Raw genomic sequence first — 20,397 nt, 5'->3', positions numbered from 1 at the left:
ACTGCCTCAGTAGGTCCTGCTCCACACGCGCACCAGATCGTTGCGATGACCGCTATAGGGATTGCCGGCCACCTGCAGCGCTTTGGTGGGAATGAACGCACGCATGTATACCGTGATCGTGCGGTCCTCGACTTCCAGCACGATGTCGGGATCGGTGATCGAAACGTCCTCGCGTATCTCTTCGCGCGGCACCTGATGGACGATCTTCTTGTCGCTGAAGATTGCGGCGATATCGACGTCGGCTTCATGCGCCACCCCATCCTTCGACCGCCAACTCACGTGGGCGGGCGGCGGAAAATTCCGCCGCGCAATGTGCCCTGCGCTCAAGATCTGTTCTCGCGTCCCCCGATAGGACGCCAACGGCGGGCTGACCTCATCGTCTGCGTCGACCCCGTGGGTGAAGCCCGAATAAGTGATCCTGCAGCCGATGGTGTCGAAACAGTGCGCACCGAAATTGTGTTGCACGAACGTCAATGGCCAGTCGGCGACCGTATTGTCGATCCTACCCACGGCCTTTCCGTTGCCCGATTCCTGCGTCATCGCCATGCCCTGGCATCCTGCTGTTGAGATGATCATCGCCGATATCAGCGCCAGCGATGGCGCATGGCCCGAAGAACGTCGATGGCGTGTTGGCTTCCTGCCCTGCATTCGTGCACCTCCCGCGTCACGCGTCGGCTCTTCTGTACTTCAGATGTGTCGCCTGCGCAAGCTTTCACATTCAAGTCAGTGCACCTCGCCACCTACATTCATGTACATCAAGACTCGGGCATTGCTCCTTCGTCCATGTGCACCACTTCCCACAGGTGGCCATCGAGGTCCTGGAAGCTGCGCTGGTACATGAAGCCGTAATCCTTGGCTTCCATCGGTTCGCTGCCACCGGCGGCGAGCGCCTTGTCCGCCATGCTGTCGACGGCAGCGCGGCTGTCGGCCGACAGGCAGAGGATAACTTCGGTATGCGTGCGCGAGTCGCAGATCGCCTTGCGCGTGAAGCCCTGGAAGAACGGCTCGACCAGCAGCATGACGTAGATGCTGTCGCTGATGACGATGCAGGCGGCGTTCTCGTCGGTGAACTGCGGGTTGCCTGCGTAGCCCAGCGCCGTGAAGAACGCCTTTGAGGCGTCCAGGTCGCGGACGGGCAGGTTGACGAAGATCTGGTGGCTCATGGCGATGACCTCAACGTTGGTTCTGCGACGAGATCTGTGCGGCGAGCCGCGCTTCCTGCTCGCGCAGTTCCGGCGTCAGCGCATCCCCGAAGTCGTCGGCCTCGAACACCGGTCGCAACTCGATCTCCGTGCCGCCATCGAACGGTGCGCGCTTGATCCACTCGATCGCCTCGTCGAGGTTGCGCACCTGCCAGAGCCAGAAGCCGGCGACCAGTTCCTTCGTCTCACCGAAGGGCCCATCGATGACGCTGCGCTGCTTGCCCTCGAAGCGCACCCGCACGCCCCGCGAGGACGGATGCAACCCTTCACCCGCCAGCATGATGCCGGCCTTCACCAGCGCTTCGTTGAACTTGCCCATCTCGGCCAGCAGTTCGGTTTCGGGCATTTCACCGGCTTCGGACGCGGGGCTGGCCTTCACGATGACCATGACTTTCATTGAGAATCTCCTGTCACGCGGCCGGGACCTTCCGCCGCTTTCAAGGAGACGACGAACGGGGACGGCGCGGATCGACACGACCCAGCGCGACGGACGGCGGCGGGTCGGGACGCGCCCTACTGGAGACGCAGCTTCAGGTCTCGACGGCCCTGCGCCTCGTTGCCACTGTAATCGCGCGCGGTGATGCGCAGCAGGTAGTCGCCCGGCGGCAATGCGCCTGCCTGCCACGCACCTTCGCCCCAGGCGCCATCGCGCACAGTGTTGGTCACGCTGTACTTGAAACGTGTCACGGCGCTGCCATGCACGGTGATGCCGCTGCCCGGCGCGTAGGCGACCTGCACCGCGTCATCGGACGGCAGGCGTTGGAAATCGAGCGTCATGCGCGGCGCCTCGAAGCCGACCACCGGCGTGCCGTCGTCATGCAGCACCTGGTAGCCCAACGCATACAGGCCCAGGCGGCGACGCGGCAGGTTGCGATCCACCTGGTCCCACGCGTCCACGACGATACGCACGCCCTGCAGCTCGCGCGGCACCAGCACGCGGCCGTCCTGATGCTGGTCGATGGGTTGGTCGAGCGTGTCGAACAGTGCGACGTCGTCGATGCGCGGCGGGTAGACATCGGTGAAGCCGGTGAACCCCAGCGCGATGGCATTGCGCTCGTAGCCCGATGGCCCGATCGACAGGTGCACGTGCGCCATGCGGTTGATCGTTCCCAGCGCGTCGCCGGCAGCAAAACGGGTACCGCGACGTACCCGGATGCGGTCGGGATCGCCATTGAGGTCACGCAGCAACTGGAAGCGCGAGGGATCGAGCAGGTCGCCGCGTGGCGTGCGGCCGACGCGCATATGGATGTAGTCCAGCGGGCCCACGCCGAATCCTTCGCCCAGGCCATCGAAACCCCACGCCGCGGACGGACTGCTGACCTTGCCGTCGGCGATGGCCAATACGGTGGCGCCCACGTCGCCGCGGATGTCGAGTCCGCCATGCAGATGATGGCGGCTCTCGCCTTCGTAGTCGCCCCGGACTTCACCCAGCGTGCCCACCACTTCGTGCCACGCGTCCTGCGGCTGCAGCGGCCAGCGGCCCGCCGTCTCCGGCAATGGATCGTCCATCGAAGGCCCCACGGTCGCCGGCATCGATACTGCACCCGCTGCGAGTGGCGCGATGCGGTGCACGCGGTGGCTTCCCGCGTCGGTGAAGTGCACGTCGCCGGCGGCATCCACGGCCAGGCCGGCCGTGCGCGACAGGCGCTGGTCCGTCACATGCCCCGCCAGCGCATGCCAGCGACCGTCGCGCATCACCTGCATGACGCGCCCGCTATACATCTCGCCGACGTACAACTGGCCGTCGTGCGTCAACGCGAGGCTCAAGGGCCGACGCGGGCCGGCCAACGTCGGTAGGTCCTGCTCCATCGGCAACGTGCTGACGCCACCCCGCGGCCCGATGCGGCGGATGGCATTGTTGCGAAGATCGGCGACCCAGGCCACGCCGGTCGCATCGACCGCGATACCGGTCGGCGTGTCGAACCGCGCCTCCGTTCCCGAACCGTCGAGGAATCCGGGATGTTCTCCGCCCGCCAGCGTGGTGACATCGCCTTCGCGCGAGATCAGCCGGATGCGGTCGTTGTAGGTATCGGCCACATAGATGCGACCGCTGCCATCCACCGCCACGCCGATGGGGCCATTGAACTGCGCCTGCCTCGCAGGCCCATCGCGGTAGCCGGCTTCGCCCGTTCCGGCGACCGTGGTCACCACGCCCTGTGGCGTGACCTTGCGGATGGCATGGTTGCCGGTGTCGGCCACATAGAGGTTGCCGTCACCGTCACGCGCCAACGCCGACGGTGTGTGGAAGGCGGCGGCCGGACCGGTGCCGTCGGCGAACCCCTCGCGCCCGCCCGCCAGTGTGGTGACGGTGCCGTCGGCGGCAATGCGGCGGATGCGGTTGTTGTCGCCCGCATCGGCGACATAGCGCGTGCCGTCCTCCATCACCACGATGCCCCAGGGGTCGTCGAAGCGGGCCTGCGGCCCCGCGCCATCCCGCAGGCCACGCACGCCATCGCCCGCCGTCAGCGACAGCTGTCCCGACCAGCCGAACGGGGTGGCCGGCGGGCCGGCGTCATGCACGGGGACCGGGAAGCGGGGGGTGAACAGGAAGGTGGCGGCGAGGGCGGCGGTGGTGAGCACCACCACTGCCCATAGCCAGGCAGCACGACTCATTGCATCAGAAGACGGGAGAAGGACGCCGCATGATGGAGATTCGACGCACGCTTTGGAAGCGCGCCGCCGGAGCCTACAGCCCCGTCGCCGTCACCTGGCAAGGCACGATGAAGGTCACCAGCCCCCCGGCAGGCAGCACAGGTACGGCCACGCCGCCGCTTACCAGGCTGGGGAGCGCCGCGGCGCCCGGACACGCGGCGCCGCCACTGGCGCTGCAGGTGATGGGATTGCCGGCAGCCGGGCAGCTCAGGCCGCCGCCGGGCGTATCGCTCACCAGCGCACCATCCGCCGCACTGGGGCCTGCGTTCGACACGGTCACGGTGAAGTTCCGCAGCGCCCCGCTGAGGGAGGGGCCTGAAGCGGTGGATTTCACCACCGACAGATCGGCCACGCGCGCGGTGTTGATGATCGTGCAGATGATGGCCTGGCCCGCATGCGCGCTGGTCAGGGTCAGCGTGTTGCCGCTGAGACTGCCTCCGGTGCAACTCCACGCGCCCGCGGTGTAGGTGCGCGCATTGCCCGCACCCAGGGTTTCGCCCAGGGTGATGACGTTGCCCGGCACCACCTGCACGGCGGATCCGGTATCGGTTTCCGATGCACTGTTGGCGGTGGACGACAGCGTGGCGTTGGTGGCGCCCCCGGTCGCCGACAGCGCGGCGGTATCGTTGATCGCCGCGTTGACCCACGTCTTCGCAAGGGCCAGCGTGGCCTGCGCACTGTTGGTCAGGGTGCAGGTGATGGTCTGGTTGGCGCGGTAGTTCGCGGTGGGAATGGTGATCTGCCGGGTCGCCGTGTCGACGATGACGCTCACGGCGGCACCGCTCTGGTCCGTACAGGCGCCGGACGTCAGCACATAGCCGGTGGGGACGCTGGACTCGGTCAGCGTGATCGCGGCCGCGTGGTTGGTGACCGGATAGATGGCCGACGCCACCGGCGAATTCTGCGCCGTCGTGGTCAGGTTGAACGCCTGCGACAGCGCATTGCTGGCGGTGATGCCGAAGGTGCCGGTGCCGCCCGCGGACTGCTTGCGCACGATCACGCTGGAACCTTCGAAGCTCCAGCGCACTTCCAGCTGATCGCCTCCGGTCGGCCCCTGCAACCCCGCGTTGAAGGTCAGGCTGGTGATGCCGGTGCCGTTGAAGCGGACCGAGCCGCAGGCCGTGCCACGGGCGATCGATCCCGTGTTGCCCGTCCGGCATTCCGCATCGGCTTCGCCAGAGAAGCCGTTACTGGTGTCGCGCACGAAGGTACTGCCGTTCACCAGGAACTGCGGATTGCCGCTGAGCCGCGTCAGCGAGACGGTCCCGCCCTGGGAGACCGAACTGTTCAACGTCCATCGCGAGCTGTTGGGATCGGAGCCGATCGCGCCGCCCAGGCGATCGATGTGCAGCACCGGGTTGTCCACCGGCTTGCTGAAGGTGACTGTGTAGTTCCGGCTGCCGACTTCGTGCAGCAACGTCAGCGAAGCTCCACCATTCACCGTACCGCCATAGGGGTCGGTCCACCGGCCGCCGTTGGTCCCGTTGAAGCTGCCGTTGGAGTACGCACTGTCGGCCATGCCAGTCCACGTCACGGTGATGCCATTGACCGTGGTGGTGGCCGATGCGGACCCATTGGTGGTCCAGGTACCGGTGATCAGCGCCAGCGCCGAACCGGCCGCCACAAGGCCCGCGAGCAGCAGGCCGGCCTGCCCGGTGCCACGCCGCCAGCGGCGGGTCTTCGTGGTGACCAAGGCGACGGTGGAAGACGACGGACGTGCAGAAAACGCGCCGCTCGGGCGCAGACCATCAATAGCGTGGTACGACATCGACGAACGGATCCCCTGACACGATCTGTTGGAGAGGCGCTCCCCGGGCCTGTGGATTCAACGGCCTTACGCTTGCCCCCGTTTGACGCGGTGACCCAAGACGCCTTCCAGGCTATGGAGGGGTCACTCACAACTGTGATCCGTATCTTAGCTTACATTTCACATTTTTGAGCAATACGTCACGCTATCGCCGCTCCAAGAGTCCTGCGGAAGAAAAATTGTTCAGCCGGCCGCACCCTTCCCCTCGTCAGATGAGGATGGCCCCCCGACACAGCGGGCCACTAGGCACGGCAGACAGGGCACGGCGCGACCGTGCGGACCCGTCCGTCTCGATGGGCTGTCGTCCCCGATCCGGCACCTCGGAGTCCAGCCGCCGACTCAGCGCACAGGCAGCGGGTCTTCCTTGTAGATCGCCACGTGCGGCACGCCGTCGGCGCCGATCCAGCCGCGGTACATGCCTTCGGTATTGAACGGAAACGCGATGCTGCCGTCGGCGCCGAGGGCGATCGCACCGCCGTCGCCGCCGGCCTTCGGGATGTCGCGGTTGATCACGCCATCAGCCGCGCGGGCAATGCCCTGCCCGGACAGGCGCACACGCGCGCAGATCTCGTGCGCAGCCGCCGCACGGATGTAGTACTCGCCCCAGCCGGTACCGGAGACCGCGCAACGGTCGTCGGCCCAGGTGCCCGCGCCGATGATGGGCGCGTCGCCCACGCGACCGTAGCGCTTGTTGGTCATGCCGCCGGTGGACGTGCCCGCAGCCAATTGTCCCTTCACGTCCAGTGCCAGGGCGCCGACCGTGCCGAAGTACGCCTTGCCCGGCAACGCCAGCGGCATATTGCTCGCCTGCGCCTGCGCTTCTTCCTGCAGCGCCTTCTGCAACTGCTGCCAGCGCTTTTCGGTCCGGAAGTACGATGGGTCGACGAGCGTGATGCCCTGCTCCTTCGCGAAGGCTTCCGCGCCGCCGCCGACCATCATCACGTGGCGCGACTTGTCCATCACCGCGCGTGCCAGCGTGATCGGATTCTTGACCCGGTGCACCCCGGCCACGGCGCCCGCTTTGCCGGTGGCGCCGTCCATGATCGAAGAGTCGAGTTCGTTCTTGCCGTCGTGGGTGAATACAGCACCACGGCCTGCGTTGAACTGCGGCGCATCCTCCAGCACGGTGATCGCGGCGGTCACCGCGTCCAGCGCCGGCTTGCCTGCGGTGAGTTGTGCATGCCCCGCGCGCAGCGCCGCTTCCAGTGCCTTGCGCGCGGCATCCTCGTCGGCCGGCGTCATGCCCGCGCGTTCGACGCCAGCACCGCCGTGGATCACCAGCACCGGCGAATCCAGCGCCACCAGCACGCCGTCACGCACGGCGTACTGGCGTTCGGCGGCGGGCTTCTCGACGCGCCCACTCGGCAGGTGCAGCACGGAGTCGACGCCGGCGATGACGGTATCGACGCGATCGAGATTCATCGCCTCGTCTTCGACCTGCTTCTGTGCGAAGCCACCCTTCACCACCGTTGCGCCGGCACCGGGCGTGGTCGCATAGACGCGCGCGCTGCCATCGCCTTCCACGGCGACCGCGGCGTCTTCATCCACGCCCAGACCGATAAGCGGACGCTGCGCCATCGCTTCGGCCTTGGCGACGAACGTGATCAGGCGGCCGAGGCGGTTGCGTTCACTGAAGTGCGTGTCGGTGATGACACCCTTCAGCAACGCCAAGTGCAGGAAATCCGTCTCGATGGTGTTGTCCGGACCGAGCGGATCGGCCAGCGCGCGCGGGCTGATCTGGCTGCCGCCATCCATCGCGCCATAGAGGTATTCGCCCTGCATGGCGAGTCCGGCGCTGGTGCCGCCCAGCGGCTTGCCGGCGCGCACGTGCGCGTCCAGCGCGGCGCCAACCGGCGTGCCACGCCAGTAGCGCACGTAACGCGACTGATCGCCGCCCGCCAGGAAGATGCCATCGGCGCGCTTCAGGCTGCGCAGCATGGCGGGATCCGTCGCCGCGTCCCGGTCGCTGAAGACGAACGTTTCCACCGACGCGATGCCGCCTACTTCGTTGAAGAATTCCTCGCCGATCTCGCCGGCCTGCGATGCGCGCAGCACCACGATGTGCCCGTTGCCCGCCTTCTGCATGAACCAGCGCATCGCATCGAAGTTGCGGTCGCCGCCGCCCATCAGCAGCAGGCCCGGCTGCACCTTCCCCGGGGTCTTCGCGCCGGTGTCACCCAGTACGTAATGCGCCGGCTTGCCCGCCAGCGCAGGCAACGACAAGGCCAGCGCCAGCACGCACACCACGCCACGCCGCACTGCACCAAAGACAGACACCATGCCGCCACTCCCATGTCGAAGGTGGTGGCAGGATGCCACGCACCGATGCCAAGGAGAGACGAACCGGCGCGCACTTCCCCCCATCCGGATGGACCGCGCGTACGACGGGCGTGATCGGCTAGAGTGCGGCCATGCCCACCGAATTGGACGACTGGTTCATCCGCGAGGTGCTCGTCCACGAACGGGCACTGGTGCTGTTCCTGCAACGCGCGTGGCCACATCGCGACGAGTGGCATGACCTGCGGCAGGAGGCCTACGCGCGCGTCTACGAAGCGGCGGCGCGCGCGCGGCCGGACGCGCCGAAGGCCTTCCTGTTCGCCACCGCCCGCCACCTGATGACCGACCGCCTGCGCCGCAGCCGGGTGGTGTCGATCGAGTCGGTGGGTGATTTCGAGTCCTCGAACGTCTACCTGATCGACGAGGTGTCGCCCGAGCGGTGGACCGGGACCCGACAGGCGCTCAAGCGCATGGTCGAGGCCCTGGACCGGCTTCCCGACCGTTGCCGCGAGGTGGTGTGGCTGCGGCGGGTAGAGGAACTGCCGCAGAAGGACGTCGCCCGGCAACTGGGCATCAGCGAGAAGACCGTGGAAAAACATCTGGCCAAAGGGATGCGCCTGCTCGCCGACCACCTGTACGGCGGCGACGCCGTGCGTGGACCGGTCGCGCGACCGGCTGCCCGGCCCGTCATGGACGAGGACGACGGACATGACCGACAGCAGACGGATTGAAGAAGCTGCGGCCGACTGGCTGGTCCGTCGCGATGGCGATGACTGGTGCGCGCAGGACCAGCGTGCGCTGGATGCCTGGCTGACCGCGTCCGCGCAGCACAAGGTGGCATGGCTGAGGCTGGAATCCGCATGGCGTGAAGCCGGTCGCCTGCAGGCGCTGGCGGCGGGGCTTCCTGCGGGTTCGCCGCCGCCCCGTGCCCGGTCTGGCACGCGCATGGCGGAAGGAACGCCGGACCGCCTGCCCGATCTTCAGGGCGTCGCCTTCTCGCCACGCCATCGGGATGATCGTGGCCAGCGCGGCGGATGGCGGCATGGCATGGCGGCCGCGCTGGCGATCGTGGCACTGGGCTCGGCCGCCTGGGGCGGCTGGCAGATGACCGGTCGCGAGCAGGGCACCTACGCCAGTACCGTCGGCCAGATACAGACCGTGACGCTGCCCGACGGCTCCACCGCCACACTGAGCAGCGACAGCCGGCTGGAACTGCGCATCAGTCGCAGCGAACGGCACGTCTCCCTGGTGCAGGGCGAAGCCTTCTTCGACGTGGCCCGCGATACGCGGCGCCCGTTCGTGGTGGAAACGGAAGGCCGCCGCGTGGCGGCCGTGGGCACGCGCTTCTCCGTACGACGCGATACCGACGCTGTGCGCGTGGTGGTGACGGAAGGCAAGGTGCGGCTGGAAAGCCGCGCCGGCCGCGATGGCCGCGCGCAGCCGGTGGCCCTGCTGCCGGCCGGCAGCGTGGCAACTGCCGGCCGCAACGGGGTGCTGGTGCGCTCGCTGCCGGTGGCCGATGCGGAACGCTACCTGGAGTGGCGCGAGGGTTTCCTGACCTTCGACGACACCTCGCTGGCGGAGGCCGCGGCCGAGTTCAACCGCTTCAACACCCGCAAGTTGGAAGTGGCCGACGCCACCGTCGCCGAGCTGCGCGTGGGCGGCAACTTCCGCTGGTCCAACGCCGACGGCTTCACGCATCTGCTGGAACAGGGATTCCCGGTGCGTGCCGAACGGCACCCGGACCGCATCGTGCTGCACACGCGCTAGGGCCACGCACGCCACGACGAAGGTCATGGGGGGATTTGCGCGGCTCGTTCGTCCTGATAGCGAGAGGTGCCATTCCGAGCACCACGGGGAGAGTCGTCGATGCAGTACCCAGTGCGAGTCCTGCTGTTGAGCATGGCCTGTAGCGCGGCACTCGCCGCGCAGGCCCAGGCGGCCCCGGGCCGCATCGACCTGCCTGCGGGCGAACTGACGGCAGCGCTCAACACGCTGGCCAAGCAGTCCGGCACGCAGCTGGTCTATCGCGCCGATCAGCTGAAGGGCCGGCGCACCACCGGGGTGCAGGGCGCCACGTCGACCGACCAGGCGCTGGATCGCCTGCTGCAGGGCAGCGGCTTCCAGGCCAAGCGCGACGCGTCCGGCGCGGTGTTGATCGTGCAGGCCGACGCCACTCCGCGCCGCGCACCGCCCCCGCGTCCTGCACCGCAGGAAACACCTCCCGGTGGAGGCGCCGCGCAGGTCGAAGAGCCCGTGACCCAGCTGGAAACGCTGCAGGTCACCGGCTCGCGCATCCCGCGTGCACAGATCGAGGGACCGGCACCGATCACCGTGGTGACGGCGGAGGACATCAAGGCAGGCGGCTTCACCAGTGTTCCCGATGTACTGCAGTCGTTGACCCAGAACGGCGGCGAGACCCAGAGCCAGCAATCGGCCGGCGGTGCGGACTTTTCCCCCGGCGCACAGCAGGTCGACTTGCGTGGCCTGGGCCCGAACCACACCCTGGTGCTGGTCAACGGTCGTCGCATCGCGGACTTCCCACTGCCTTTCGGAGGCCGCAGCAACTTCACCGACATCTCCAGCCTGCCGCTGGGCATGATCGAACGCATCGAGGTACTGACCGGCAGCGCGTCGGCGATCTACGGCTCGGACGCGATCTCCGGCGTGGTCAACTTCATCCTCAAGAAGGAAGCGGACGGCATCACCATCGACTATCGCTACGGACAGACCGAACGCGGCGACGCGGAATCGATGCGCGTCAACATCTCCGGCGGCTTTTCGCGCGGCAACTTCGATGCCGTGCTGGGCATGGAGTATCGCGACCAGACTCCACTGTGGGGCTACGAGCGGCCGCAGCAGGACTCCAGCTACGACGCGCCGAACCCGGCTCGCTACGGCTATCCGCCGCGCAACTTCCTGATTACCGACTGGTGGGACGATTACATCGATCCGGGCGAGGAGACCTGCGACAGCCTGTCGAACCTCAACGAAGGCACGATGCACTACGCCAACCGCCGCAACTACGGCTACTACTGCGGCAGCGACCGTGCGGTGGCCTACCGCACCATGATCAGCAAGCGCGAAGGCGTGAACACCTACGCCACGTTCAACTACGAGTTCGGCAATGGCACGCGCTGGTTCGCCGACGTGCAGGCCGGCCGCCACGAACTGTCGCTGTTCCGGGCGCCGCGCAGCTGGGCGCTGATGACGGAAGACGGCACAGAATGGGACTACTTCTACAACCAGAACACCGAGCAGCTCGAGTACTGGCAGCGCCAGTTCACCGTGGAAGAAATGGGCGGCCTGCGCAACGGCATGGTCAATACCGTCCAGAAGACCTTCGGCGTCACCACCGGCTTTTCCGGCAGCTTCGGCAGCAACTGGGACTACGAAGCCGCGCTGAGCCATTCGCAGTACCGGGCCGAGATCAGCTGGCCGCAGATCGTCGCCGCGCGCGCCAACGACCTGTTCCTCGGACCGCAGCTCGGCTATGACGAAGACGGCTATCCGATCTACGACGCGCCCCACGAACGCATGTACACGCCGCTGACGCGTGCCGAGTACGACAGCATCTTCGCCCGTACCACCTACAAGCCCGAATCCGAGACGCAGTCGCTGTCGTTCACGCTGACGAACGCCTCGCTGTTCTCGTTGCCCGGCGGCGATGCAGGATTCGCGGCCACCGCCGAACTCGGTCGCCAGTCCTACGACCTGAAGCCCGACCCGCTGGCGACGCAGTACTACTACTACAGTTGGAAGGATTCGGACGGAAAGGGCAGCCGCAACCGCTGGGCAGTGGCAGGCGAACTTCGCATGCCACTGCTCGACAGCCTGAACCTGAGCGTCGCCGGCCGCTTCGACCAGTACCGCTTCGCCGGCCGCGATCCGAACAAGTTCACCTGGAGCGCCGGCCTGGAGTGGCGCCCGATCGACAGCCTGCTCGTACGCGGCTCCTACGGCACCGCGTTCCGTGCGCCCGACCTGCACTACGTGTTCACGGGCCCGGGCAACGATGAAACCTCGGTCACCGACTTCTACCGCTGCGACACGGAAGAGCCGGATGCCGAGAGCTACGACGACTGCAGCTACGGCGGCGAAGGTATCATCCGCAGTCGCGTCGGCAACAAGGACCTGGAGCCGGAGACCAGCGATTCCTGGACCGCCGGCCTGGTCTGGTCACCCGCGCCGTGGCTGGACCTGTCGCTGGACTACTTCAACATCGACATGCGCAACCAGGTGCAGGACCTTCGCGCGAACGAAGTCATGCGCTGGGAGCGGGATTGCCGGCTGGGCCTGAATGGCGCGGTCGCGACGTCCGATACGTGCGTCGACATGCTGGCCCGCGTCACGCGCACGCAGACCGGCGCCATCTACGGCGTACACGTCAACCCGATCAACATCGCGCAGGAGAAGACCAGCGGCATCGACGCCACGGCCAACCTCAAGCTGGACACCGGTATCGGCCTGTTCCGCCTGACCGGCAGCTACACCTGGGTGGAGAAGCACGACATCCAGGAGTATCCGGATGAAGCGGTCGTGGACATGTTCGCCATCAACAGTGGCTACGACATCCCGCGCACCAAGGCCAGCCTGCGCCTGTCGTGGGAGAAGAACGCATGGAGCGCCGCCATCCAGGGCCGTCGCCTGGGAAGCCTGCCCAACGGCTGGTCCTACGATGAGGTGTGGGAGGAAGGCGATCCGGGCCCGAAGATCGGCGCAACCTACCGTTACAACGCGAATGTGCAGTTCCGCTTCAACGACCACTCGCAGATCTCGTTGTCCGTGGTCAACCTGTTCGACAAGGCGCCGCCGGTCGATCCGACCTACACCTCGTATCCTTACTACGACATCTCGTGGTTCGACACCGAGGGCCGCAGCTTCTACCTTCAGTACACCCACAAGTTCGGTGGCAGCGCGCTGTAAGCTCTTCCAGTACGGCAACAACAAGAAGCCCGCCTTCCGGCGGGCTTCTTGTTTTCGAGTACGGCCCGGTCACACCGTCCCGCGATTCTTCCCCTGCCACGGCCGGTACCAGTCGCGGATCGCGGCCATGTCGATGTCCATGTTGCCGGTGGGGTAGTACACGTCGCCGATGCCGATGGTCTTTTCCGGATAGTGGAAGTACGCCATCAGGATCGGCACCTGCGCCTGGTGGGCGATCTTCAGAAAGCCGCCCTTCCACTTGTCCACGCGCTTGCGCGTGCCTTCCGGCGTCAGAGCGAACCACATCTTCTCGGATTGCCGCAGCATGCGCACGGCCTGCTCCACCGTGCCCTGCGGCGAGCTGCGATCCACCGGGACCACGCCCAGCTTGCGTAGCAGTGGCGACAGCGGCCACCAGAACAGTTGCGCCTTGCCGAGCACCCGCACCTGGAAGCCCATGGCGATCTTCGCCGCCATCCCCCAGATGCCGTCCCAATTGGACGAATGCGGCGCCACGATCATCACCAGCCGCGGAATGTCCGGCAGCGTGCCAGTCACCTTCCAACCGAAGGTGCGCAGGAACGTGCGGCCCAGCCAGCGGGTGAACCGGTTCGGCGGCACCTGCGGCATGTTGGGTGGAATGCGCGGAATGATGTCATCGCTCAAACAATTACTCCCATTGGTTCTTCTGCGAGCGGCCGCGCTTGATATGGCTGCGCTCGCGCTTGGCATCCAGCCGACGCGCCTTGGCGGCGCGCGAGGGCTTGGTGGCTACGCGCTTCTTCGGCACCACCAGCGCAGCGGCGATGATGTCGGCCAGCCGTTCGCGTGCGTCCTGGCGGTTGCGATCCTGGGTGCGGAAGCGTTGCGCGTCGATGACCAGCACGCCCTCGTCCGTCAGCCGGCGGTCACGCTTGGCCAGCAGGCGCTCACGCAGCGCCTCGGGCAGCGAAGGCGAGCCGGCCACGTCGAAGCGCAGCTCCACGGCAGTGGATACCTTGTTGACGTTCTGGCCGCCGGCGCCACTGGCGCGCACGAAGCGCTCGACCAGCTCGTCGTCCGGAATCGCCAGCGTCGGCGTGATCTCGAGTGCAGTGCTCCCCATGTGCGGATTGTAGTCAGGATGCGTGTCCGTTCGCAGTGCAAGCGCGTGGATTGGCCGACGATTAACACCAGATTTACTCCCGGGCAGGCACCCTGTGGCCCCGCTCCACGCCGCCCATACCGCATGACCCGATCCTCGCTGAACACGGCGCCCCCGTTCCTTCGTGCGCTGCTGGTCCTCGCACTGGCCCTGGCCGGACCAGTCTTCGCCGCCGAGCCTTCCGACGCCGACATCGACCGCCTGCTGAAGGCATCACGTGCCGAAAGCCTGTTGGCGGGGATGATCCCCCAGATGGAAGCGGTGCAGCAGCAGGAGTTCGACAAGCACTTCGCCGGCAAGGAGATGACCGAGGAACAGAAAGGCGAAGTCGCCCGGATCCAGGCCAAGACGCAGGAAATCGTCCGCAGGGCGCTGTCGTGGGAAGAGATGCGGCCGGTATACCTGGATGTCTACAAGAAGACTTACACGCGCGAAGACGTGCGCGCGATCACCAAGTTCTACGAAAGCGCGACCGGCCAGCGCATGCTCGACAAGAACCCGGCGCTGATGCAGAACATCATGTCGGCCGTGCAGCAGAAGATGGTGCCGATGCTGGAAGAGCTGCAGAGCGAGATCAAGAACATTCCGGTCGCCCCGCCCCCGCCGGTCTCACCGCCGCAGAAGCGCCGCCGCACGCGCTGAGCGCACGCTCCCCTGACTGAAGGGAGCCCCCGGCTATCGCGGACGCCCCCCTTGCATCAAGGCTTCGCGACGGACGCATCCCCGGGCACCAGCGTGCGCTGCTCCAGGTCCGCTGCGCTCTTCTTGTTCCAGACGGCCAGATAGTCCGCCTGTTTCCTGGCGATGGACGCCTGGTTCGCCTTGAACCACGCCTCGCCTTCCGGCGTGTTCTGCACGTGCTTCGCATTGGCGATCCACTTCGCCACGTCCGCGTTGCGCCAGTTGAATTCGTTGTCCGAGGCCGTCTTGATCGGCCACAGCGAGAAGCGCGCCTTCCACGCGCCCATGCGCGGCGTCACCACGGCGTAGTACGTCTGCCCGGGCGCCAGGTCGGCTTCCATGAAATCCGCAGCCTCGGACACCACCATGAACCAATGGCGGCCCGGCGCGACGTCATGTACGACCTGCGTTCCGGTCGAACTCACTCCGATGAAGCGGGTCTCATCGCCCGTGATGTCGAACAGGGACGCCTGGATCGCGCCGCCGAACGAGGACGGGCGCAGGAACACCACGCGGCTGCTCTCCCCTGGCGGCGCCACCAGCGCACTGCCATCCGCAGGCTTCATCAACGCCGATGCACATCCCTGCAGGAACAGGAACGACAACACCACCACCATCTTCAGTACTTTCATGCACCCCTCCCCTTTGGTGCGCACGGCATCGCGCCGCACGCGGAAACCGAGCCCGACAGACCCGGGACGAATCAGACCTCCAACGCATCCTTCAACGGCAATCGCCAGTCGATCGGCCGCAGCCCCCGCTGCGCCAGGTACTGATTGGTCGCCGAAAAATGCCCGCAGCCCAGGAAGCCACGATGCGCCGACAACGGCGAAGGATGCGGCGCGCGCAGCACGCGGTGGCGACGCGTGTCGATCACCTTGCCCTTGGCCTGCGCATAGCTGCCCCACAGCAGGAACACCAGGCCTTCGCGCTCGCGTGCCAGCGTCTCGATGGCGTGGTCGGTGAAGCCTTCCCAGCCTTTGCCCTGGTGGGCGCCGGCCCGGCCTTCTTCCACCGTCAGCACGGCATTGAGCAGCAGCACGCCTTGGCGTGCCCACGGCAGCAGGCAGCCGTGATCCGGTGGTGGAATGCCGAGATCGGCGTTGATTTCCTTGTAGATGTTCACCAGCGACGGCGGGACCGGCACGCCCGGCAGCACCGAGAAGCACAAGCCGTGCGCCTGACCGGGCCCGTGGTACGGATCCTGCCCGAGGATCACCACCTTCACCGCATCGAACGGCGTGGCGTCGAACGCCGCGAAGATCTGCGGCCCCGGCGGATAGATGCGCGCGCCGGCCGCCTTGCGCTGGCGCAGGAAGGCCGACAGATCGCGCATGTCCGGCCGCTGCAGCCAGTCGCCGATGTGCGCCTTCCACGAAGGCTCCAGCTTGATGCGGTCGTCGTCGGTCATGCGTGTCGCGTGCGGCTCAGACCAGGCTGCGCGATTCGTCCATGCGCGCCAGGCGCAGCTGGAACAGGACCTTGGTCACCAGCAGGCGTTCGGCGATGGGCTTCAGCACCAGGTCGTTGGCGCCGGCCTGCAGCAGTTCGGCCTGGTTGTCGCGGTTGCTGTCGCCGGTCATCACCAGGATGGGCAGTCGCCGCTTGCCGTAGGCGAAGTCCACGCGGATGCGCTGCACGATGTCGCGACCGCTCAGCTCGCCCTTCAGGATCACGTCGGTGAGCACCAGGTCGAACTTGTGGGTGGACAGGCCCAATGATTCCGCCGTGAGCAGAGCGAACGCGTCTTCCGCCTTCAGCACGTGCACCACGTTGAGCGACTGGCGCTCCAGCATCCGCCGCGTGGTCTCGGCGACGACGCGGCTGTCCTCGATGTACAGGATGGTGGCGCCGATGATCGGTTCGGGCTGCACGTAGCCTCGGATGAAGGTGGCCAGCGCCTCGTGCCCGAGTGACTTGTCGAAATAATCGGTGACGAATTCGGTGAAGCGACGCTCTTCGAGATGTTGCTGGGCATCGCCGGAGACCACGATCACCGGTACGTAGGCCTGCCCTGCGGCCTCGCGGACGCTGCGTGCGATCTCCAGTCCGTCACCATCGGGCAGTGCGAGCGCCGTCGTCACCAGATGCACTTCACCGCCCGCCAGTGCGTTACGGGCCTCGGCGACGCTGGAGCAGCCGATCACCTGCACCCCCGGCAACTCGCGCTGCAGCACGTCGGCAATCAGCTTGCGGACCAGCTTGGACCCGTCCACCACCATCACGCGGGGTGCGTCGCTGATCAGGTGCCGGAGCTCTTGGGCCATGAAGGTGAGGAATCTCAGGTTTCAGTCGGTCGAGTCTGACGCAAGAAGTGGCCCGTCACCAGCCATGCCCCCACCCAGCCGATGACCGTAGCGGCCACCACGACGGCCGTCGCGCCGACCGGGTCCAGCCCCACCAGTACGAACGGACTGCCATAACTGCGTGCCAGCGCCGCGAGCGGATCACGCAACGCCAGCGCCGCCAGCGTCAGCAGGCCCAGCGCCAGCGCACCGGCGGCCAGGCCGTACCAGGCGCCCAGGTACACGAAAGGCCGGCGGATGAACCCATCGCTGGCGCCCAGCAATTGCAGCACGCCGATTTCCTCGCGCCGCGACTGGATGTCCAGGCGCACGGTATTGCCGACCACCAGCAGGGCACCCAGTCCGAACAGCGCGGCGAGTACCCAGACCAGCCGCTTGCCGAAGCCCATCCATCCGGTGAGCCGCTCGCGCCAGGCGGCATCGTGCTGCAGCAGGTCGGTTTCCGGCAGCGCCTCCAGCGCGGCGATCAGTCGCGCCTCGTCGCCCTCGGGCACCACCACCAGCAGGCTGGGCAGGGGATTGCCGTCCAGCAGGTCCAGTGAACCCGCCAGTCCACTGCGTTCGCGGAATTCCGCCAGGCCCTGCTCGGGCGTGCGCAACTCGACGCGGGCGACATCGTCGCGCCCACGCAGCGATTCGGCGAGCGCCTGCGCGCGCGCCACCGGCGTGTCCGGGGTCAGGAACAGGTCGATCTCGCGCGACTGCTGCACTTCGCCGGCGAAGTGGCCCACGTTCTGCAACGCCAGCCACAGGCCCAGCGGCAGCACGAACGCCACCCCCATCACACCGATCGTGAGCAACGTCGCCCACGGGCGACGCACGGTGCGACCCAGACTGGAGACGAAACTGTAGAGATGCTGGTCCAGCCAGATGCCGAACCCGGAGCGCGCATGCGCGCGGCTGTTCTTCGCGTCGCTCATTCGGCCAGGTCCGCCGGCGAGATGTCGTCGACCAGCTTGCCGTGATCGAGGATCAGCACGCGTTTCTTCATCCGCTTGAGCAGCGATAGATCATGGCTGACCACCAGCACGCTGGTGCCGCGTTCGGGCATGGAGGCGAACAGCGACATGATCTCCGCCGCCAGCGTGGGATCGAGGTTGCCTGTCGGTTCGTCCGCCACCAGCAGGCGCGGCTCGGCGACGATGGCGCGCGCGATGCCGACGCGCTGCTGTTCGCCCGCGGACAGCTGGGTGGGCAACGCCTTCTCGCGATGGCCCAACCCCAGTCGCGCCAGCACTTCGCGCACGCGCTTGCCGATGTCGCCACGGCGATCGCCGCGCAGGATCAGCGGCAACGAGACGTTCTCCATTACCGTGCGGTCGGTGAGCAGCCGGTGGTCCTGGTAGACCGCGCCGACCTCGCGACGATGCAGCGGAATGCGGCCGCCACGCACCTTCAACAGGTTCTTGCCGGCGAACAGGACGGCACCGCGGCTGGGCCGCTCGCTCAGGTGGATCAGCTTCAGCAGGGTGCTCTTGCCAGCGCCGGAATGGCCAGTGACGAAGAGCATCTCGCCTTCGGCCACCTCGAAGCTGACGTCCTCCAGCGCCGCATGGCCGCCGGGGTATTGCTTGCTGACGTTTTCGAATCGAAGGACGCTCATGTGCGTCGATTATGCCGGACCGATCAAGACACTGGCGATGCCGGCGCGCAAAGAAAAAGCCGGGACAGGCCCGGCTTCTCCATGACGCGTGCGAGCGGACGGATCAGCCGCCGGACACCAGCGAGCGGATCTTGCGTCCGAGGCGCGTCAGGAAGCCCGCGTTCTCGTCGGCAGGCTTCGGTGCGACTGCGGGCTTCGGTGCGGCCGGCGCGACATTCGCCACGGCGCCTTCGGCCCCGTCGAGCGGACGGCCATGGCGACGACGACGACGCTTGCGCGGCTTGCGGTCGCCTTCCGGCAGCGCGGCAGCCTCGGGACGCGGCATTTCCGCAACATGCGCCGCCGGTGCGGCCGCGGCGGCAGCCTCGCCTTCGGGGCGCGGCGGACGCGGTGCGCGCGGCGGACGCGGCTTGCCATCGGCCGAACGCGGACCGTCGCGGCGAGCACCGTCGCGACGACCGGCGCCACCGGAGCCACCGGGCTTGCGGCCTCCACCACGGCGCTCTTCGTCGGCCGCCTTCTGTTCGCGCGCCTCGCGGAAGATCTGGCTGACGCTTTCTTCTTCGTCATCGCCCGCTGCCGGCTTCGGACGCTCCGGGCGCGGCAGCGCCGTCAGCAGCTCGGCGGTGACCGGCTCGGACGGGATCTTCTGCTCGATGTAGGCCTCGATGTCGGGCAGCGACATCGCGTATCGCTCGCAAGCGAAGCTGATCGCATCGCCCTCGGCGCCGAGGCGCGCGGTGCGGCCGATGCGGTGCACGTAGTCCTCGGCGTCGAACGGCAGGTCGTAGTTGAACACGTGCGACACGCCGTCGATATGCAGACCCCGCGCGGCCACATCGGTGGCCACCAGCAGTTCCAGCTGGCCGGCCTGGAACTTCTTCAGCAACGATTCGCGCTTCTTCTGCGGCACGTCGCCGGACAGCACGCCGACGCGGTAGCCGGCCCGTTCCAGCGCGCGGGCAACACGCTCGACAAATGCCTTGGTGTTGACGAACACCATGGTGCGCGCACCTTCGCTGCGCGACAGCAGGCCGATCAGCAGCGGGATCTTTTCTTCATCGGCCGGGTAGTACAGCTTCTGCCGCACCTTGGCCGCGGTGATGAACTCGGTCTCGACGACGAGCTTCTCGGGCTCGTTCATGTGCTCGTAGGCGAGCTCCAGCACGCGGTGCGACAGCGTGGCCGAGAACAGCAGCGTCTGCCGCGTGGTGCGCTCGGGCATGCGGCGCAGCAGGAAGCGGATGTCCTTGATGAAGCCCAGGTCGAACATGCGGTCGGCTTCGTCCAGCACGCACATCTCGCAGGCGTGCAGGCTGACCACCTTGTGCTGCTTGACGTAGTCGATCAGGCGGCCCGGGGTGGCGATGATGACGTCCACGCCCTGCTGCAGGATCTCGCGCTGCTTGTCGTAGTCCACGCCGCCGTAAACCAGCGCGAAGCGCAGGCCGAGGTCGGCGCCGAACTTCACCGCATCCTTGTGGATCTGGATGGCCAGCTCGCGGGTGGGCGCCAGGATCAGCGCACGCGGGTCCTCGGGCTTGCGCTCGGCCAGCGCCGGACGCGTCAGCAGACGGTTCATCACCGCCACCAGGAACGCCAGCGTCTTGCCGGTGCCGGTCTGCGCTTGGCCGGCAACGTCGCGGCCCGCGAGGGCAACCGGAAGCGTCATCGCCTGGATGGGCGTGCAGCGAGAGAAACCTGCGGCTTCCAGCCCGGCCAGAAGCGCCGGATGCAGGTCGAACGAGGAGAAAGTGATATCGGTTAACGGTTTGTCGCTCATGCCTTCTTCTTTGCGT

General features: G+C 67.1%; 18 protein-coding genes and 1 pseudogene. 4 read left to right on the top strand and 15 right to left on the bottom strand.

Going from position 1 to position 20,397, the window contains the following annotated elements; translation table 11 throughout:
• Window positions 1–6: 6 nt before the first annotated feature.
• The 7 genes and pseudogenes from FB548_RS17000 to FB548_RS19065 all read right to left on the bottom strand — a co-directional run.
• Window positions 7–546 carry a hypothetical protein gene (locus FB548_RS17000; RefSeq protein ID WP_142125995.1) on the bottom strand — a complete coding sequence of 180 codons (540 nt, stop codon included), beginning with the start codon at window positions 544–546 and terminating at the stop codon, window positions 7–9.
• Between the two features lie 209 nt (window positions 547–755).
• Window positions 756–1,163 carry a VOC family protein gene (locus tag FB548_RS16995; RefSeq protein WP_142125994.1) on the bottom strand — a complete coding sequence of 136 codons (408 nt, stop codon included), beginning with the start codon at window positions 1,161–1,163 and terminating at the stop codon, window positions 756–758.
• Between the two features lie 10 nt (window positions 1,164–1,173).
• Entirely contained in the window at window positions 1,174–1,599 is a 426-nt protein-coding gene (locus tag FB548_RS16990; RefSeq protein WP_142125993.1) for a YciI family protein, read from the bottom strand.
• A gap of 116 nt (window positions 1,600–1,715) precedes the next feature.
• Window positions 1,716–3,815 carry a gluconolaconase gene (locus FB548_RS16985; protein ID WP_142125992.1) on the bottom strand — a complete coding sequence of 700 codons (2,100 nt, stop codon included), beginning with the start codon at window positions 3,813–3,815 and terminating at the stop codon, window positions 1,716–1,718.
• A 73-nt stretch (window positions 3,816–3,888) separates the two neighbouring features.
• A complete protein-coding gene (locus FB548_RS16980; protein WP_221625987.1) occupies window positions 3,889–5,622 on the bottom strand; it encodes a DUF11 domain-containing protein in 1,734 nt (577 codons plus the stop codon).
• A 378-nt stretch (window positions 5,623–6,000) separates the two neighbouring features.
• On the bottom strand, window positions 6,001–6,981 hold the full coding sequence (locus FB548_RS19070; protein ID WP_255470617.1) for an isoaspartyl peptidase/L-asparaginase: 981 nt from the start codon (window positions 6,979–6,981) through the stop codon (window positions 6,001–6,003).
• A gap of 201 nt (window positions 6,982–7,182) precedes the next feature.
• Window positions 7,183–7,599, bottom strand: a pseudogene (locus FB548_RS19065) (cyanophycinase); the annotation flags it as partial.
• Between the two features lie 473 nt (window positions 7,600–8,072).
• Here FB548_RS19065 and FB548_RS16970 point away from each other — a divergent pair.
• The 3 genes from FB548_RS16970 (at window position 8,073) to FB548_RS16960 (ending at window position 12,864) form a co-directional block, all read left to right on the top strand.
• Entirely contained in the window at window positions 8,073–8,669 is a 597-nt protein-coding gene (locus tag FB548_RS16970) for a sigma-70 family RNA polymerase sigma factor (protein WP_142125989.1), read from the top strand.
• Window positions 8,647–9,708: a FecR domain-containing protein gene (locus FB548_RS16965; protein ID WP_142125988.1), complete on the top strand. Its 1,062-nt coding sequence runs from the start codon at window positions 8,647–8,649 to the stop codon at window positions 9,706–9,708. Before FB548_RS16970 ends, FB548_RS16965 begins: the two co-directional genes overlap by 23 nt.
• A 132-nt stretch (window positions 9,709–9,840) precedes the next feature.
• Window positions 9,841–12,864: a TonB-dependent receptor gene (locus FB548_RS16960; RefSeq protein ID WP_255470616.1), complete on the top strand. Its 3,024-nt coding sequence runs from the start codon at window positions 9,841–9,843 to the stop codon at window positions 12,862–12,864.
• Window positions 12,865–12,933: 69 nt separating this feature from the next.
• On the opposite strand, the gene FB548_RS16955 is transcribed toward FB548_RS16960, so the two are convergent.
• Together FB548_RS16955 and arfB are read right to left on the bottom strand one after the other, a co-directional pair.
• Window positions 12,934–13,530, bottom strand: a complete 597-nt coding sequence (locus FB548_RS16955) for a lysophospholipid acyltransferase family protein (RefSeq protein ID WP_304654064.1) — start codon at window positions 13,528–13,530, stop codon at window positions 12,934–12,936.
• Window positions 13,531–13,534: 4 nt separating this feature from the next.
• Window positions 13,535–13,969: an alternative ribosome rescue aminoacyl-tRNA hydrolase ArfB gene (gene arfB / locus FB548_RS16950; RefSeq protein WP_142125986.1), complete on the bottom strand. Its 435-nt coding sequence runs from the start codon at window positions 13,967–13,969 to the stop codon at window positions 13,535–13,537.
• Between the two features lie 123 nt (window positions 13,970–14,092).
• On the opposite strand from arfB, the gene FB548_RS16945 reads away from it, so the two are divergent.
• A complete protein-coding gene (locus tag FB548_RS16945; RefSeq protein WP_142125985.1) occupies window positions 14,093–14,650 on the top strand; it encodes a DUF2059 domain-containing protein in 558 nt (185 codons plus the stop codon).
• Between the two features lie 56 nt (window positions 14,651–14,706).
• Here the strand turns inward: FB548_RS16945 and FB548_RS16940 are convergent, their stop codons facing one another.
• From FB548_RS16940 to rhlB, 6 genes are all read right to left on the bottom strand, one after another.
• Entirely contained in the window at window positions 14,707–15,321 is a 615-nt protein-coding gene (locus FB548_RS16940; RefSeq protein WP_142125984.1) for a hypothetical protein, read from the bottom strand.
• Between the two features lie 71 nt (window positions 15,322–15,392).
• Window positions 15,393–16,100, bottom strand: a complete 708-nt coding sequence (ung, locus tag FB548_RS16935; RefSeq protein WP_142125983.1) for a uracil-DNA glycosylase — start codon at window positions 16,098–16,100, stop codon at window positions 15,393–15,395.
• 16 nt (window positions 16,101–16,116) lie between these two features.
• Window positions 16,117–16,956, bottom strand: coding sequence for a response regulator (locus FB548_RS16930; protein WP_142125982.1), 840 nt, complete (start codon window positions 16,954–16,956; stop codon window positions 16,117–16,119).
• 14 nt (window positions 16,957–16,970) lie between these two features.
• Window positions 16,971–17,915, bottom strand: a complete 945-nt coding sequence (ftsX, locus tag FB548_RS16925; protein WP_142125981.1) for a permease-like cell division protein FtsX — start codon at window positions 17,913–17,915, stop codon at window positions 16,971–16,973.
• Window positions 17,912–18,598 (bottom strand): cell division ATP-binding protein FtsE, encoded by a 687-nt coding sequence (gene ftsE / locus FB548_RS16920; protein WP_142125980.1) that lies wholly within the window; start codon window positions 18,596–18,598, stop codon window positions 17,912–17,914. Before ftsE ends, ftsX begins: the two co-directional genes overlap by 4 nt.
• A gap of 103 nt (window positions 18,599–18,701) precedes the next feature.
• Window positions 18,702–20,381 carry an ATP-dependent RNA helicase RhlB gene (gene rhlB / locus FB548_RS16915; RefSeq protein ID WP_142125979.1) on the bottom strand — a complete coding sequence of 560 codons (1,680 nt, stop codon included), beginning with the start codon at window positions 20,379–20,381 and terminating at the stop codon, window positions 18,702–18,704.
• Between the last annotated feature and the right edge of the window lie 16 nt (window positions 20,382–20,397).

It is taken from the genome of Pseudoxanthomonas sp. 3HH-4 (assembly GCF_006716465.1).
In the GTDB taxonomy this organism is placed as follows: Bacteria; Pseudomonadota; Gammaproteobacteria; order Xanthomonadales; family Xanthomonadaceae; genus Pseudoxanthomonas_A.
The sequence above is the reverse complement of the archived record's forward strand: the minus strand, read 5'-3'. Positions and strand labels throughout refer to the sequence as shown.

What these genes read in the sequence shown, in the direction of transcription:
- FB548_RS17000 (WP_142125995.1), bottom strand. Translation starts at nt 546, where the DNA reads ATGGCGATGACGCAGGAATCGGGCAACGGAAAGGCCGTGGGTAGGATC.
- FB548_RS16995 (WP_142125994.1), bottom strand. Translation starts at nt 1,163, where the DNA reads ATGAGCCACCAGATCTTCGTCAACCTGCCCGTCCGCGACCTGGACGCC.
- FB548_RS16990 (WP_142125993.1), bottom strand. Translation starts at nt 1,599, where the DNA reads ATGAAAGTCATGGTCATCGTGAAGGCCAGCCCCGCGTCCGAAGCCGGT.
- FB548_RS16985 (WP_142125992.1), bottom strand. Translation starts at nt 3,815, where the DNA reads ATGAGTCGTGCTGCCTGGCTATGGGCAGTGGTGGTGCTCACCACCGCC.
- FB548_RS16980 (WP_221625987.1), bottom strand. Translation starts at nt 5,622, where the DNA reads ATGTCGTACCACGCTATTGATGGTCTGCGCCCGAGCGGCGCGTTTTCT.
- FB548_RS16970 (WP_142125989.1), top strand. Translation starts at nt 8,073, where the DNA reads ATGCCCACCGAATTGGACGACTGGTTCATCCGCGAGGTGCTCGTCCAC.
- FB548_RS16965 (WP_142125988.1), top strand. Translation starts at nt 8,647, where the DNA reads ATGACCGACAGCAGACGGATTGAAGAAGCTGCGGCCGACTGGCTGGTC.
- FB548_RS16960 (WP_255470616.1), top strand. Translation starts at nt 9,841, where the DNA reads ATGGCCTGTAGCGCGGCACTCGCCGCGCAGGCCCAGGCGGCCCCGGGC.
- arfB (WP_142125986.1), bottom strand. Translation starts at nt 13,969, where the DNA reads ATGGGGAGCACTGCACTCGAGATCACGCCGACGCTGGCGATTCCGGAC.
- FB548_RS16945 (WP_142125985.1), top strand. Translation starts at nt 14,093, where the DNA reads ATGACCCGATCCTCGCTGAACACGGCGCCCCCGTTCCTTCGTGCGCTG.
- FB548_RS16940 (WP_142125984.1), bottom strand. Translation starts at nt 15,321, where the DNA reads ATGAAAGTACTGAAGATGGTGGTGGTGTTGTCGTTCCTGTTCCTGCAG.
- ung (WP_142125983.1), bottom strand. Translation starts at nt 16,100, where the DNA reads ATGACCGACGACGACCGCATCAAGCTGGAGCCTTCGTGGAAGGCGCAC.
- FB548_RS16930 (WP_142125982.1), bottom strand. Translation starts at nt 16,956, where the DNA reads ATGGCCCAAGAGCTCCGGCACCTGATCAGCGACGCACCCCGCGTGATG.
- ftsX (WP_142125981.1), bottom strand. Translation starts at nt 17,915, where the DNA reads ATGAGCGACGCGAAGAACAGCCGCGCGCATGCGCGCTCCGGGTTCGGC.
- ftsE (WP_142125980.1), bottom strand. Translation starts at nt 18,598, where the DNA reads ATGAGCGTCCTTCGATTCGAAAACGTCAGCAAGCAATACCCCGGCGGC.
- rhlB (WP_142125979.1), bottom strand. Translation starts at nt 20,381, where the DNA reads ATGAGCGACAAACCGTTAACCGATATCACTTTCTCCTCGTTCGACCTG.